General features: G+C 50.0%; 3 protein-coding genes. All 3 read right to left on the bottom strand.

The window, feature by feature from the left end:
* Window positions 1-90: 90 nt before the first annotated feature.
* The 3 genes from ACOJUN_RS03950 to ACOJUN_RS03940 all read right to left on the bottom strand — a co-directional run bounded on the left by ACOJUN_RS03950 (window position 91) and on the right by ACOJUN_RS03940 (window position 15,999).
* Complete coding sequence (locus tag ACOJUN_RS03950) at window positions 91-7,908, bottom strand: AAA family ATPase (protein ID WP_422135369.1); 7,818 nt, start codon at window positions 7,906-7,908, stop codon at window positions 91-93.
* A gap of 142 nt (window positions 7,909-8,050) precedes the next feature.
* Window positions 8,051-15,577, bottom strand: coding sequence for a transglutaminase-like domain-containing protein (locus ACOJUN_RS03945; RefSeq protein ID WP_422135368.1), 7,527 nt, complete (start codon window positions 15,575-15,577; stop codon window positions 8,051-8,053).
* Between the two features lie 242 nt (window positions 15,578-15,819).
* Window positions 15,820-15,999 (bottom strand): hypothetical protein, encoded by a 180-nt coding sequence (locus ACOJUN_RS03940; protein ID WP_422135367.1) that lies wholly within the window; start codon window positions 15,997-15,999, stop codon window positions 15,820-15,822.
* Window positions 16,000-16,052 lie beyond the last annotated feature (53 nt).

The following is a 16,052-nucleotide window of genomic DNA, read 5'->3' as shown; positions in this document are numbered from 1 at the left end:
AAATTCCTTAATAATTTGACCTCCAGACAGGACGGAAGTTCCCTTTGGATGGACTATGGAAGCAAGTGTCCAATCTCGAAAAACCCGGGGTCACGCATCCAATGAGTCACAGAGCGAACTCAAATTTACATTGCTCAAAAAGTCTTCGACGACGGTTGTCAGCTCATCGGATTTGAGTATCAGAGCGTTACTGGCGTTTTGTGCCTGTTTTAAATAGGACCCCTTAACAGAACTCTGAAATTCGGAAGAGCTACTTATATCAGACAACATGGCGAACAGCTCCAGTGGTGAGGATGGATCACGAGCGCCATTGTGGGCGTGCATGGCGGTAGAATCGGCCCAACAATAACTTAAAGAACCGCCTTTCGGGTGTGTAACTTCGTACAGGTAATGACTGAAAACCTGCTGAATCACCAGGCGGCATTTGTCTTTTAAATGACGCAAACGGTTCTGAAGATGGAGGCTTCCAAGTGAATATTCAGGGGCTAGTCTGATGTCTTCCAATAACTGCTGCCAGTGAGGGCTACTCTCAACTTTTCTTTGATACAGGGCTTCGATCTTTTCATTGATCACTCTGCTCTTCCAGTCAGGTTTTCCCAGGATAATCACCGGACGGCGGCTTGCCTTGCCTGAGTTTAACTGCACAAATGCGGGATGGTGCAGTAATATTCGCTCTATATTCGGAATGCCCTCAGGCTTGTCCGCCCAGACGTCCTGTATAGATGGGCGAGCCATTTTAGCTTCCAGGAGTGGCGAAAACCCATCATGACAATGAGTGATGAACAATGTCTCACCTCTTAGCTGCAGGATGCGACCGTAATCAAACTGCCAAAACGAACTGTTTTTTCCCCTGGACAACAAATTCTTATACCACTTTTTCAGGCAATGGGTGGCTTTAACCTTCAGCTCATCGACACCTTCCAGGCGCAGCAATAGCTGATGATGTTTAGTGGACTTTAAAGTTGAACTGTCGTAGGACGGCGTTGGGTCCAGCCAGCCCAATGCCATGACTTTACTGGCAAAACGAATAACCGAAGGTTTGGCCAGGTCGCAGCCATTCAGTATACGCACTATTGAACCCAACCATTCGAGAGGGTCTGCTTTGCCATGGACAATCATTTTTGAATGCAATAACGTGAGTTGTTCAGTGACCTGATCTTCATCACCATTGGACAATATGTGTATTACTGCCTCTGACATCGGGCTATAACGACCCCTTTTCGAACCCTCTCTCGTAATTCTGCTCCTACCCCAATTTCCATTTGGCAGACTACCGACCAATTCTATCTCGTGACGGTCCAATGCTCCTTTCTCGAGTAACACTGAGACACCCATGGAAAAACTGGTTAAATCCTTTCTCTCCCAGAGGTTCACTACTGTTTCGAAACTGTTTAGATCGGTTACTGGCAATGTACTGTTTGTCTCAAGGGCTTTGCTCAATTCCTTGAGGCTCATACCAGTGGCCTCAGCCAGAGCCTGCTGTTGTGCTAAATCAGCTTCTTTCAGGAGGTTCCTGAGCTTTCTTGATTCAGTACCAGACCCAGTGACCCGCCTGGTGAGCTGGAAGGCAGGCCAGATTTCTATCGGCTCACTAGGTACCCCGCCTAAATCCACTGACGTCCAGGTTTGGCCGTCATCCGGGGAAAACTCTGCAAAGGTGTGAATACTGTTACCGATTTGCCGACATGGAATCCCGAAGTAACGACAAAAAGCGATAAAAACAGGCACACGATGACAGCATCTCCCTTGCCGTTGTGTTACGAGGAATTGAAAGAAATTGCGTTTGTGCTCCGGTACAGAAACACCGGAAAACTGTTTGCAATAGTCCACGATCGCCTTAATGCGCTGGGTCGTGTTTTTAGCGTTTTCTATTTTCCTCAACGGCCCCTTTATTTCCGATGCTTGTTCTTCAATGTGCTCAAGCACGTCCTGCAATACTGCTCTCATACCTTCGCAACAGCGAGCGTCAAAACGTGTTGATTGTTCAGGCTGGGCTCTTCTGGCAGGTGTTTTTTTGTCTGGTTGCCATGGTTCTACGACATAAGTTACTCGAATAGTCTGTAAGGGTTTGGCCCCCGGAACAGACAGTGTGTGAAGCCCGGTATATCGGTCCCTGATCAGGGTAAATGGCAAATCGGGTTCTATGCGCAGGGCTACGATATAGTCGTTAAGCGTCAGGCTGGGTAATGTATATTGACCATTGTGGGATGAGATATCCAGGGTCGCCAGCGTTTGATCGCTGGCTAATGTCGCTTCCTGATCATGCCCGGGTAACTGGTCAGGTATCAGGACTTCGGCCCCCTGCATGTGTTGATTGGTAATATTTATCACCTTGACAGCGCCCTTGGCAGTCACATAAATATCTTCTGCCCCCCACCGATAGTTTTCGGGAAGATGGTCCTGCGTGTCAAAAATTACAAGCTCTTTAGCCTGTAACATCCCTTTATTCTCAAAGTCCGTTGTCCGGTTCAATGCTTCAGCCTCTTTCTCACGGGCTTCTGGAATGTATTTTTCAGGAGCCTTATCACCGCCAATAGTCATCGCTTCGTTAACTGGTTGTGGCTTATGGTTAGTTCCCCGGTCCAATGCTGAAGCCTGTTTTCCGTGGCCCTCTGGAAGGTATTTTTCTGAAGCTTTATCACCGTCAATAGTCATCGCTTCATTAACTGGTTGTGGCCTGTGGTTTGTTCCCCGGTCCAATGCTGAAGCCTCTTTTTCGTGGCCCTCTGGAAGGTATTTTTCAGGGGCCTTATCACCGTCAATAGTCATCGCTTCGTTAACAGGTTGTGGCTTTTGGATCGTTTTCTGAGCCAATGCCAGGGCTTGTTCCCCGTTGACGTCTGGCATGTCTTGATCAGGAGCCTTATCACCCTCAACAGCTGAGGCTTCGTAAATATAATCGTCAACCAGATGGTTCGGCAGATCACTTATCTGAGCCCAAAACGCAGGCCATAATCGGACTTCATGGATGTTCCATGCATTTATCCGCTGATCAGCTTCCCTGAGATAAGGCTGGCAAGCCTGTAATTTCAGCGTTTGTTTCTGTTCTTCCGTCATCGGAAATACGCTGTTAGCGGCCACGCCCGTCTGGCCAAACTTACGACCAAACCAGCATTGCTGCCAGTGTCGGTAGAGTGCCCCGGTGAGAATATCGTCTGACTGATCCGGCTTCAGGGAAAGGCCTGATGCCTGCCACTTTGCCTGAGCCACCATCCTGATCACTTCCGCTTTGGCTTCCTCTTTATTCGGACGATCCTTAAAATCAATGTCATGGCATTTTTCATCAATACTGTTGCGATCACTGCGCCGTATCAACCACGGACGATCAATGCCCGATACCGTTTGGTTGAACCATTTGCAAAGTCCGGAATCAAGCTCACCATTGCTCATGGTAATAGCCGACGACGCTGGTAGTTCTTCCAGCGACAGGTCGGCTGCCATCAGATAAAGCCGGTAGTGCTGATGGAAGCATTGGTGAAGGCCGTTATCGCTAAAATCACCCCCTCTGATAACAGTCCTGGCGACATTCTGTAAATCAACACTGGTCGGCTGCAAGGGCAGGTTTTGCTTTTGCAGGTAAGCCCTCAATCGACAATGTAGCTGAGTCAGCTTTTTAGCCAGGATTTCCGGCTGTGCAGTTTGCGACAATACTTTCCCGGCAATGGTCTGTAACTCGGTTGGGTTATACTGCCGGATTGGCAAATGTCGAAAACGCCCTTTCAGCGCCGGTGATAAGGGTTTTCGCCCGCTATACTCTGGCGGGTTGATAGTGGCAAACAGGTGGAAACCCGGATGAGCATCACCGGCCAGAATACCGTTTAACTCACCTTCCAGATGCTGGCTGTCGATCAGATTCATTTCCGAAATCACCACGATGCCGCCTTCCTCTTTTGCCTTCCGGATCGCTTCACACACTTTGTCCCAGGAACAATCACATGCATTCAGGAGATAAACTTCCGGCGTGGACTCTCCCCGTCGCTTAGCCTGCTTTCTGACACTTTCAATCACCAGGTCCAGCGTGGCATCTTTACCCCGTCCAGCCGGGCCTTCAATCAGCGTTGCCTGACGACCGCCGTGTTTTATGTTGAGATGATAAGCCTGCTGAGCGCGGCTTAAATCCTGTCCAAGCCGTTGCGCCAGCTCAATGACCGCCGATCCGGAAGTATCAAACTCAGGTCGGATTGTTTTGGTGAATGTTTCGAAGGCCTGCTGAATATACGGCAGGGTATGATTATGAACTTTGTCGCGCAGGGTGTTGTCCACTTCGTAATGGGCAGCAAACCAGATGTCCAGTGCCTGCTGGGCATCCTGATGAGTCTCGTTGATTTCGGGGCCCAGAAGATCCCGAAAACTTTGCTGGATCAAACCGTTCACTTGCTTGCAGGTAACATTCGCACCTGCGGGCAGCGCACGATCCAGATACCAACCCACCCAACTGCAGATATCCGTTAAATCCCTGGGGGTAAACTCATGCTCGGGCAAGAGTTCCTGATAATATTGCCACAGTGCCATCACGCTCTCGGCGGTAATGCGTGTGATGTCGTTTATTACAGGCTCTGACAGATGTCGCTGTAACTGATTGACCAGAGCAGGTTCCACCACTCTGTCGCGAAGGAAAGCCTGATCCAGGCGTGGGTAGTAAGCCCTGGGCAATTTCTCTTTCAGGACCGGGTCGAGCTGGCGCCCGGTGTAATGATCCGGGTTACCGGTGAGAATCACCCGGTGTTTTGGGCTGACTTCGACAGGATGACCATTTACGTAAATGCAGGGTTGTGGTTCCCATAAGCCGTTCAATGATGCCAGTAATCCGGTTTTGGCGAGGTTGGCTTCATCCAGAACCAGAGTAATGTATTCTTTTTCAACACAGCCTCCGTCTTTGTCGGATTTGGTATTAGCCCATTCCATCAGCGTCCGATTTTGCTGTTTCATAGAACGGTCGCCATCGGCGTCTTGTTGCCACTGCCAGCGTTTCATCAAGGTCTGTTCGTTGTCAGAAGGTCCAAGGGAAATGACCTCAGCCAGCTCTGAAGCCTTCGCCATTTTGGCAGAAAAGTAACTTTTCCCGGTGCCGGTTTCTCCCTGCAGGAATATAACGGGAGAGTCTGTGAGCCGGTCATGGAGTCGGGATAACCGACGACTTTCACGATCCTTCTGACTTATCTCGCCATGACAAAGATCTTTGGCCAGTGCAGACAGGGGTTCATCAGCAGAACCCGTCCATTTCAGCGATTCAGACAGTCGATGTTCTATGCGTTTAATGCGTTCTGCCTCCGAATTTGCTGTTCTGGCCCTATGAAAACAGTCGGTGGCGAGCGCCTGAAGAGTATCGGATCGGGTCTGCCCCGATGGCAGAAGTAACTGCCAGCCAGAAGCCAGTGCATCCTGCAAACGTTTAATTCGTGCTGTTGGCCTGATGGCTAACGATTGACAGGTCTCTGCCGCCGGATCGACTTCCAACTGATAGGCTAAAGCATCTCGTTGTTCTTCAAGCCCATGGGCCACGATGATGGCACAGAGCTTGTCCAGAATTTCTTTTGCACCCCTGTATGGCAATGGATTTTCATAGGTCAGTTGCAATCCTTCAAATCCGGTGCCCTTGAATACTGCCGGGTTAAAGGCTCTGGCCAGTTGCCACAGGTTTTGCTTCACAAACGCTCTATCCAACTGCGGGGTACAATTGATGAAGGCATTTAACCGATCCGGGTCTACCGAGGGAGGTTGATCCTCATCTGGCGTTATGTCCGGTAACAATTGCCAACAGGCCACTTTCATAAAATCACGGACGGACGGATTCTGTCGTGTACCATGGCTGATAATGCTATTGATGGCCCTGCGCCATTGGCAGGGCAGCAGTTGTGAGGACTGGTCAACCTGCTGTGCTCGCCGGGCAGCCAGTATCAGGTTATTCAATAACCCTTCGGTTATTTCAGGCAGAGGGTTACAAAGGTTTGCAGGTACGGTTTTAAAGGCTTTGTAAAGTTCATCAAGCGCCTGTTCCGGCAGCTCAGACCGGGAGATTTTATGCTTGTCCGCATTGAGATCCCAGAGATCGACCTCGGGACAGGGTTTACCTTTGGCAACCATCGAATTAAATACTGAAGAGGGGCTTTTCACAAGCCCGGGCCAGAGTACGGTGACTTGAGCCTGTGGGTAGGTTTGTAATTGGCCATTCAGCAACAGAGGTTGCCCAATAATCAGGGGTTCCAGAAGCTGCTGAAGTGTTGGATTAGTTTCCAGCCCTCTGAATACCACCGGTTTGCCAGCGGTCAAAGCCTTCTGCAAGTCACTCGGACGTCGTCCAAAATGCGCCTTTTTTTCCGAGGTGATGTGGATATTATCAAACAGCTCGCTGAGGCCGGATTGTTCATTGATCTGAATGACCAGGGGGGCTTGCGGTTGATGACTAATCCAATAACTTGCCTGGGCATGTTGTTGATAGGTCAACGTGTTAAAGGCACGGTGATCGCTGACTTTTTCCTGTGGCTCGGGCAGAGGGTATGCATCGTTTTCATCCAACCCCAGGGCTTTGGGCTGCTGTTTTGAATGAGCCACCTGAAGTCCGGGCTCAAGGCCGGTCGTCTCACGAATCGCCTGCAGTGAGCCCAGCAAATGAAACCAATGCGCCTCAGTGAGGGGAGAGGTTACGGTGACGGTACCACCGGCCCGAACCTGTTCTAACAGACAGGTGTTGGGTACTGCATAGCCTTCCGGGGCAATGGCAATCGGGCTGAGCCATTGGGCAATACTACTCTGGTTAATGATGATCGGGTTTCCCAGTGCCTGCTTTTTATCAAGCCCTTTGTCACCCTGTTTGCCAGTAGAGTCGTACAGACTCTGGAACAGTGAATGAAGCTCGTCACTCCCTACCGGCATCTGATAAAACTGAACATCGTCGGGTAACCGAGAGATCTCCCCATTGCTCTCAAAGCACTTCTGCGCCAGCATTTGCCGAATCGTCTGTTCAAAGGCCAGATCCTGCCAGTTGGCTCCTTTCAGAATCACTCTTTGTCCGGCCCTTAATGACTCAAGCCTGCCAGGGAGGTGCTGGATTCGCCCCTGTTGATCCACTCCGGGGCCACCCAGCAGCAACTGTCGCCAGTTGCTGTGCAAGTGACAGTTAATAATAATGGTATTGTCGTTTATAGCACTTTCGGCACTGATGCATTCAGGTAATAAGGGAGGAACCTCGTCGATCTCTATTGATGGGTTCTTGCCGGTCTGCGCATCGAATTGCCAGGTATTTCCCGGTCGGTTAATTCGTCGCCAGAAATCAGCACCGGGTGCCTCGTCGCTCTGGCCAACCGATGCCAGCTGGGCAGGGTCTGCCAGGACCAATAGAGAAACATGCTCACCCAGAGGGCGTTTCTCCCGACTGACTGTGTCGTACAGACAAGGGTTATCCGGGTCCAGCAGGTCGTTAAACTTTGGCAGATCCTCGCCGGTGAGTTTTCGGATATCCATCACCAGCGTCAGTGGCTTTGAACCTTCAAAGAGCTTTCCTGAGCGCAGGGTGTGGCGACCGTCGGAGGCAATGCTCAACCGGCTTACCAGATTAGCCTGTGAGAGGTCATCGGGATGGGAAATAACAGTGACATCCCGATATTCATCGCCGGTCAGGGCAGTTAAAAGCCGTCGAACTTCATCATCACTGTCGACAAAACAAAAATCGAAGGAATGAGTCGCCTTTTGGAACGAGGAATCCGTTGAGGAGACGGTTCTCTTTTTGTCAGGCATCCTCTGCGAAGATGGCGATCGCTTCAGTTGGGGCCTTACTTCAGTGCAGATGCCTGCATCATTATTTGCCTCTGATGATAAATCCAGCTTTGCTAGCTTGGCTGCAAAGCCGCTATGAAGAGGGTTATCATCAAGGGCGTGTTTGTTTGTAGCTCGATCAATCCGACCATCCATAGTCAATCTCCCTTTTGTTATCTGACAGGTCTCTATTAAAATTCCTTAATAATTTGACCTTCAGACAGGACGGAAGTTCCCTGTGGATGGACTATGGAAGCAAGTCACCAATCTCGAAAAACTCATGACGAACAAACCAGGATCACGTATCCAATGAGTCATAAAGCGAATTTAAATTCACGTTGCCCACAAACTCTTCGGCAATTTTTGTCAGTTCATGGGATCTGAGGATCAGAGCGTTACTGGCGTTTTGCACCTGCCTTAAGTAGTCATCCTTAACAGATTCCTGAAAACAGTGAGAGTTGTTAATTTTCTTCATCATGGCATACAGCTCTTCTGGTGAGGATGGATCATGAGCACCGAAGTAGTCCAGCCTGCCGGATTCGCCCCAACAAAAGGTTAAACAACTGCCTTTCGAGCATGTCACTCCATACAGGTAATGAATGAAGACCTGCTCAATCGCTCGTGAGCATTTGTCTTTTAAATCATCCAAAAGGCTTTCTTCCTCCGGTGAAACCTCAAAGGGCTCCAGTTTGTGTTTTTCCAATAACTGCTTCAAGTCGGGTCTGGTATCAACTTTTCTTTGAAACAGAGCTTCGGCCTTTTCCTGTAATTTTCTGCTCCGCTGGCAAGCTCCCAGGATAATCACCGGTCGGTAGTCCGCTTTGCCCGAGTTTGACTGCACAAACGCGGGGTGGTGCACCAACATACGTTCTATATTCGGAACCCCACCGGGTTCATCCGTCCAGGTGATCTGTAAAGATGTATTGACCAGGTTAGTTTCAAGGGTTGGCGAAAACCCGCCATGACAATGAGTGACGAAAAAGCCACCAACATTTTCCTTTTTGAAACGTTGATAAGTAAGTTGCCATGCCCGACTATTTTTTTCCCTGGACAACAATTCCCTGTACCACATTTTCAGGCAACGGGTGGCTTTAACCTTCAGCTCATCGACGCCTTCCAGACGCACCAATAGCTCATGATGTCGAATGACCTGAATAAAATAACCCATTCTGGGAGGCAGTGGATCCAGCCAACCCGATTTCAGGGCTTCATGGGCAAAGCGAATAACCGAAGGATTCGACAAGTCACTGTCTGTCAATATATTCACTATCGAATGCAACCACATGTGAGGACATGCTCCGGACTGATCAATCATTTTAGAATGGAGTGACTTGAGTAGCTCAGTGATCTGATCTTCATCACTGTTGGACAATATTTGTTTTACTGCCTCAGACAACCGCTTGCTGTCGGACATACAGTCAAGCATGCCTCTGACAAGTCGCTTCTCGCAATCGTCCACTGCTTCTATCTCCAGTAACATTGAAACCCCCATGGAGAAACCGATTAAATCTTTTCTCTCCCAAAGCTTTTCTACCCGCTTGTAAGTACTCAGATATAGGTTTGGTAATGCCCCCTTTGTCTTAAGGGCTTTGTTGAGTTTACCAGGGCTGATGCCGCAGGTTTCAGCCAGTACTTGCTGTTCTGTTAAAGAAGACCCTTTCAGGAGATCCCGGATCTTCCTTAACTCAGTGCCAGAATCTCTGACGCTTCTGTTGTGCTGGAAGCCAAATTTGATTTTTGTTGCTTCGATAGGCGACCCGCCCAAGTCCACTGGCTCCCAGGTTTGGCCGCCATCCGGGGAATACTCTGCAAAGCTGTGGATATGATTAGATATTTGTCGGCATGAAATGCCAAAATAACGACAAAAAGCGATAAAAACAGGCACACGATGACAGCATTTGCCTTGCCGCTGCATTACGAGGAATTGAAAGAAATTTTTATTACGCTCTGGTACAGCAACACCGGAAAACAGTTTGCAATAGTCCCTGATTGCCTGAATGCGTTGCTTTATGTCTTCAGCGTTTTCTATTGTCTCCAAAAGCCGCTTTACTTTGAGTGGTTGTTCGTTAATGGATACAAACACTTTGTTCAACACTGTTTTCATACCTTCGCAACAGTGGGCGTCAAAACGTTTTGATGGTGCTGGTCGGACTTCTTTAGCAGGTATTTTTTTACCCGCTTCTCCGGGTTCTACGACATAAGCAATTCTTATGCTCTGGTCGGCTTTGGCTTCTGGAACAAATAGTGTGTGAAGACCGGTATATCGGTCCCTGAGCAGTGTGAAGGCCAGGTTGGGTTCTATGCACAGGGCCAGGATACGGTCGTTAGCTGTCAGGCTGGGCAATGGATATTGACCATCTTTTGATGTCATATAAAAGGTTGCCAGTGTTTGGTTGCTGGCTAATATCACTTCCTGGTCCTGCCTTGGTAACCGGGCAGGTATAAGGACTTCGGCTCCCTGCAAGTGTTTATCATTAATGCTGATCGTTTTGACTTCGCCCCCGGCAGTCACATAAATATCCTCTGCAATCCACCGATAGGTCCCGGTAAAGAGGCCCGGCTTGTCAAAAATAACATAATCGTCATATTTTGGTTTTGCCAGCCTCTGATAGTTTGTTAATGTGTCCAATGCTGGAGCCTTTTTCTCATGGACTTCCGGAACGTATTTTTCAGGAGCATTATCACTGTAAATAGCCAACGCGTTATTAACTTGCGGCTCGTGGTTACTCTTCTGAGCCAATGCCGAAGCCTGTTTCTCGTGGACTTCTGGCTTGTCTTGTTGAGGAGCCTTATCACCGTCAATAGCGGATGCTTCGTTGATAAAATCGTCGACCAGGTGGTTCGGCAGATCACTGATCTGATGCCATAACGCAGGCCACCATTGAGCTTCATTGGTTTTCCACGCCCTTATACGCTCATCAGCCGCCTTAAGATAAGGCTGGTTAGTTGACAATTTCAGCGTTTGTTTCTGTTCTTCCGTCAGGGGGAATACGCTGCTAGCGTCCACGCCCGTCCGGCCAAAATCACTCGTAAACCAGTGTTGCTGCCAGTGTCTGTATAGTGCCTGTGTGAGAATGTCGTCTGACTGCTTCGGCTTCAGGGGCAGACCTGATGCTCGCCACCTGACCTGAGCCACCCCCTTGATGATTTCCGCTTTGGCTTTCTCTTTATCCAGACGAGTGTTAAAACGAATTTCATGGCGATTTTCATCAACACTGTTGTGATCACTGTGTCGTATTAACCACGGACGATCAATGCCCGATACCCTTTGGTAGAACCATTCACTCATTTCAGGGTCAAGCGCTGCTTTATCGATGGCAATAGCCGATAGCCCGGGCAGTTCCTCCAGCGATAAGTTGGCGGCCATCTGATAAAGCCGATAGTGCTGATTGAGGCATTGATGAACGGCTTTTTCGCTAAAATCGCCAGCACTGGTGATAGCCTTGGCAACATTCTGTAAATCAAGGCTGGTCGGTTGCAATGGCAGTTTTTTGAGTTGCAGGTGAGCCCTTAAACGACAATGTTTTTCTGTTAGTATCTTGGCGGCGAATGTCCCTTGTGAGGACTCTGGCAACACTTTTTCGGCAATGGTCTGTAATTCGGTCGCGTTGTACTGCCGGATGGGCAAATGCCGGAAACGCCCTTTCAGCGCTGGTGATAAGGGTTTTCGCCCGCTGTACTCAGGCGGGTTGATGGTGGCAAACAGGTGGAAACCCGGATGGGCGTCACCGGCCAGAATATCGTTTAACTCCCCTTCCAGATGCTGGCTGTCGATCAGGTTCATTTCCGAAATCACCACGATGCCGCCTTCAATTTTGGCCTTCTGGATCTTTTCACACACTTTGTCCCAGGAACAATCACAGGCATTCAGGAGATAAACTTCCGGCATGGGCTCTCCCCGTTGCTTAGCCTGCTTTCTGACACTTTCAATCACCAGGTCCAGCGTGGCATCTTTACCCCGTCCAGCCGGGCCTTCAATCAGCGTTGCCTGACGACCGCCGTGTTTTCTGTCGTGATAATAAGCCTGCTGACTGCGGCTTAAATCCTGCCCAAGCCACTGCACCAGTTCACGGACTGCCGATCCGGAGGTATCAAAGTCTGGTCGGATTTTTTTGCTGACTATACCGAAGGTCTGCTGCATATCCTGCAGGGTGTGGTTATATACTTTGTTGCTCAGGGTATTGTCCGGGTGGTAGCGTGCAGCAAACCAGGTTTCCAGTGCCGACAGGGCATCCTGATGAGTTTCGGTGATTTCGGGCCCCAGTACATCCCGAAAACTTTGTTGGATCAAACTGTTTATTTGCTCACAGCTGGCACTGTCTCCTTTGGATAACGCACGATCCAGATACCAACCCACCCAACTGCAGATATCCGTTAAATCCCTGGGGGTAAACTCATGCTCGGGCAAGAGTTCCTGATAATATTGCCAGAGTGCCATCACGCTCTCGGCGGTAATGCGTGCAATGTCGTTTATTTCAGACTCCGACAGATGCCGTTGTAACTGATTGACCAGAGCCGGTTCCACTACCTGGTCCCGAAGGAATGCCTGATCCAGACGTGGGTAGTAAGCTCTGGGCAGTTTCTCTTTCAGGGTCGGGTCCATTTGGCGCCCGGCGTAATGATCGGGGTTACCGGTGAGAATCACCCGGTGTTTCGGGCTGACTTTGACAGGATGACCATTTACATAGATGCAGGGCTGCGGTTCCCATAAGCCGCTCAATGATGCCAGTAATCCGGTTTTGGCAAGGTTGGCTTCATCCACAACCAGGGTGATGTATTCTTTTCCATCACAGCCTCCGCCTTTGTCGGATTTGGTCTCGGCCCATTCCATCAGCGCCCGGTTTTGCTGCACCATAGAGCGGTCACCATTGGCGTGTTGTTGCCATTGCCAGCGTTTCATCAGGGTCTGTTCGCTGTCGGAAGGCCCAAGGGAAATGACCATAGCCTGCCCTGAAGCTTTCGCCATTTTGGCGGAAAAGTAACTTTTTCCGGTGCCGGTTTCCCCCTGCAGGAATATGACAGGAGAGTCCGTAAGCCGGTCATGGAGTCGGGATAAGCGACGACTTTCACGATCCTTCTGACTTATCTCACCGTGATAAAGATCCCGGGCCAGTGCTGACAAGGGCATATCAGTGGAACCCTGCCATGCCAGTGATTCAGCCAGTCGATGTTTTATACGTTCAATGCCTTCTGTCCTGGAATTCGCTGTTCTGGCTATGTGAAAACAATCGCTGGCCAGAGCCTGAATGGCATCGGATCGGGTCTGCCCCAATGGCAAAGTTAACTGCCAGCCGTTAGCCAATGCATCCTGCAAACGTTTAATTTGTTTTGATGGTCTGATGGCTAACTGTCTATATCGCTTTGCTGCCGCCGGACTGACTCCCAACTGATGCGCCATTGCCTGTCGATGTTCGTCAGGCCCATGGGCCAGAATCAGGGCACAGAGTTTGTCTGGGACTTCTCCTCCATGCTGCAATGGAAATGGATTTTTATAGGACAGTTGGAATAGTTTAAATACGCTCGGGTCAAAGGCTCTGGCCAGTGGCCACAGGTTTTGTTTCAGAAACTTTCTATCCAACCGCAGAGCACTATTGATGATGGCAGTTAACTGGTACGGATCTACCGATGCGGTCTGATCCTCATGAACATCGGGCAGTAACTGCCAACAAGCCACTTTCATAAAATCACGCACTGACGGATTCTGCCGGGTACCATGGGTGATAACGCTGTTGATAGCCTTGCGCCAGTGGCAGGGCAGCAGCTGTGGGGACCGGTCAACCTGCCGTGCTCGCCGGGCAGCCAGTATCAGGTTATTCAGCAATTCTTCGGTTATTTCAGGCAGAGGGTTGCAAAGGTCGGCAGGTACCGTTGCAAATGCTTCATAAAGTCTATGAAGCGCTTGTTCTGGCAGATCGGCCCGGGGGATATCATGCCTGATAGCATTGATATCCCAGATATCGACCGCAGGACAGGGCTTACCTGTGGCGACCATCGAACCAAATACTGAAAAGGGTTTTTGCAAGGACTCAGGCCAGAGTATTGTGACCTGAGTCTTTGGGTAAGTCTGTAATTGGCCATTTACTAAAAGAGGTTGGCCTACGGCCAGGGGCTCCAGAAGCTGCGCAAGTGTTGGATTGCTTTCCAGCCCCAGGAGTACCAGCGGCTTGCCAGCGGTCAACGCTATCTGCAATGCACTCCGACGTTGTCCAAAATGCGCCTTTTGTTCCGAGGCGATATGGATATTATCAAATAGCTGACTGAAGCGGGTCTGTTCATTGACCTGAATGACCAGAGGTGCTTCCGGCTGATTATTGATCCAGTGACTGGCTTGGGCAGCTTGCTGGTAACTGACGATACTAAACGCGGCCTGATCGCTGATTTTTTCTTCTGGGCAGGACAGGCAGGACAGAGAGTGCTCATCGTTTTCTGCCAGCCCCAGGGCTTTTGGCTGCTGTTTTGAATGAGCTACCTGAAGTCGGGGCTCAAGGCCGGTTGCTTCGCGAATCGTCTGCAGTGAGCCCAGCAAACGAAACCAATGTGCCTCGGTGAGGGTAGACGTCACAGTGACCAAACCACCCGCCCGAATTTGTTCCAACAGACAGGTATTAGGGACTGCATAACCTTCCGGGGCAATGGCAATCGGGCTCAGCCATTCCCTGATATTACTCTGGTTAATGATGATCGGGTTTGCTGGCACCTTATGGGAAAGTCCTTCCTCATCAGAGTGAGACAGGCTTTGGAACAGCGAATGAAGTTCGTTATTTCCTACCGGCATCTGATAAAACAGAACATCGTCGGGTAACTGACAGATCTTCCCGTTGCTCTCAAAACACTGTTGTGCCAGCATCTGTCGAATCGTTTGTTCAAAGGCCAGATCCTGCCAGTTAGCCCCTTTAAGAATCACCCGTTGTCCTGCCCTTAATGACTCGAGCTTGCCGGGGAGATGCCGGATTCGCCCCTGTTGATCCACTCCGGGGCTGCCCAGAAGTAACTGTCGCCAGTTGTTGTGTAAGTGACAGTCAATAAGAACAGTATTGCCGTCATCCATAACACTTTCGGCGGGGAATTCAGTCAATACCGGAGGAATCTTGTCGATGTTCATCGATGGGTCATTGCCGGTCTGTGCATCGAACTGCCAGGTATTTTCTGGTCGATTAATTCGCCGCCAGAAATCAGCACCAGGTGCGTCGGCCGCCGGAACGTCGGCCGCCGGGGCCTCGTCGCTCTGGCCAACCGATGCCAGCTGGGCAGGGCTTGCCAGCACCAATAAAGAAACATGCTCACCCAGAGGGCGTTTCTTCTTGCTGACTTTGTCGTACAGACAGGGATTATCCGGGTCCAGCAGGTCGTTAAACTTTGGCAGGTCGTCGCTGGTGAGTGTTCGGATATCCATCACCAGCGTCAGTGGCTTTGAACCTTCAAAGAGCTTGCCTGAACGCAGCGTGTGGCGACCCTCTCTGGAAATGCTCAACCGGCTCACCAGGTTAGCCTGTGAGAGGTCGTCGGGGTGGGAAATAAGGGTGATATCGCGATTTTTATCGCGGGTCTGGTCAGCCAAAAGCTGTCGAACCTCATCATCACTGGCGACAAAACGGAAATCGAAGGCACGAGGGGTCTTTTGGAGCGAGAACCCCGTTGCTGATACGGTTCTTGCTTTGTCAGGCAAGTTCACCGGACAGGGTGAAATCTTTAGTTTGGCGCTTACTTTTGAGCAGATTCCTACATCCTTCGTTTCCTCTGAAGATAAATCCGGCTTTGCTATCTTAACCGGCACGCCACTCTCAGGACCGAGTTTATATATTTTTACATCAATACGACCGTCCATAGTCAATATTTCCCCACTGTCATTTGAACAACTAAAGTGAAACTGATTAGTTATTGGACTTTCAGTTAGTATGAAAGTTCCGTTTTAGTGGTAATAAAGGCCGGGTCCGGTTGCGCAGGGAAATGGTAAACAGAAAATATGGATAATGTCCTGAGGGGCTCAAGGAATTAAAGGGATGGTTTGGTGACGAACTAGGAATCGCCGTCCTTTACAGGATGTCGCAAAACTTCAACAGCTCGTTCTCACGCTCTGAAGTCGTCATTCCCGCGAAGGCGGGAATCCAGCGCCAACAGTGGGTCTCTGCCTTCTCGGGGATGACAAGGCCAGGGGGGCACCGGGCAGTATGGTTCTGGTGGTGAGTCAGTGTGGATTCCCGCTTTCGCGGGAATGACGAGAATGAAGCCGGGAATGACGGGAGTCAACTCGTTCCCACGCTGGAGCATGGGAGCCAGAGGTTTTGCGACACCCTCTTTAG

This window comes from Endozoicomonas sp. ALD040 (assembly GCF_049275945.1).
In the GTDB taxonomy this organism is placed as follows: Bacteria; Pseudomonadota; Gammaproteobacteria; order Pseudomonadales; family Endozoicomonadaceae; genus Endozoicomonas_A.
Note: the sequence above shows the minus strand (reverse complement) of the source record. Positions and strands in the feature narration are given on the sequence as shown.

Coding starts and splice junctions, on each gene's coding strand:
- ACOJUN_RS03950 (WP_422135369.1), bottom strand. CDS start 7,908: ATGGATGGTCGGATTGATCGAGCTACAAACAAACACGCCCTTGATGAT.
- ACOJUN_RS03945 (WP_422135368.1), bottom strand. CDS start 15,577: ATGGACGGTCGTATTGATGTAAAAATATATAAACTCGGTCCTGAGAGT.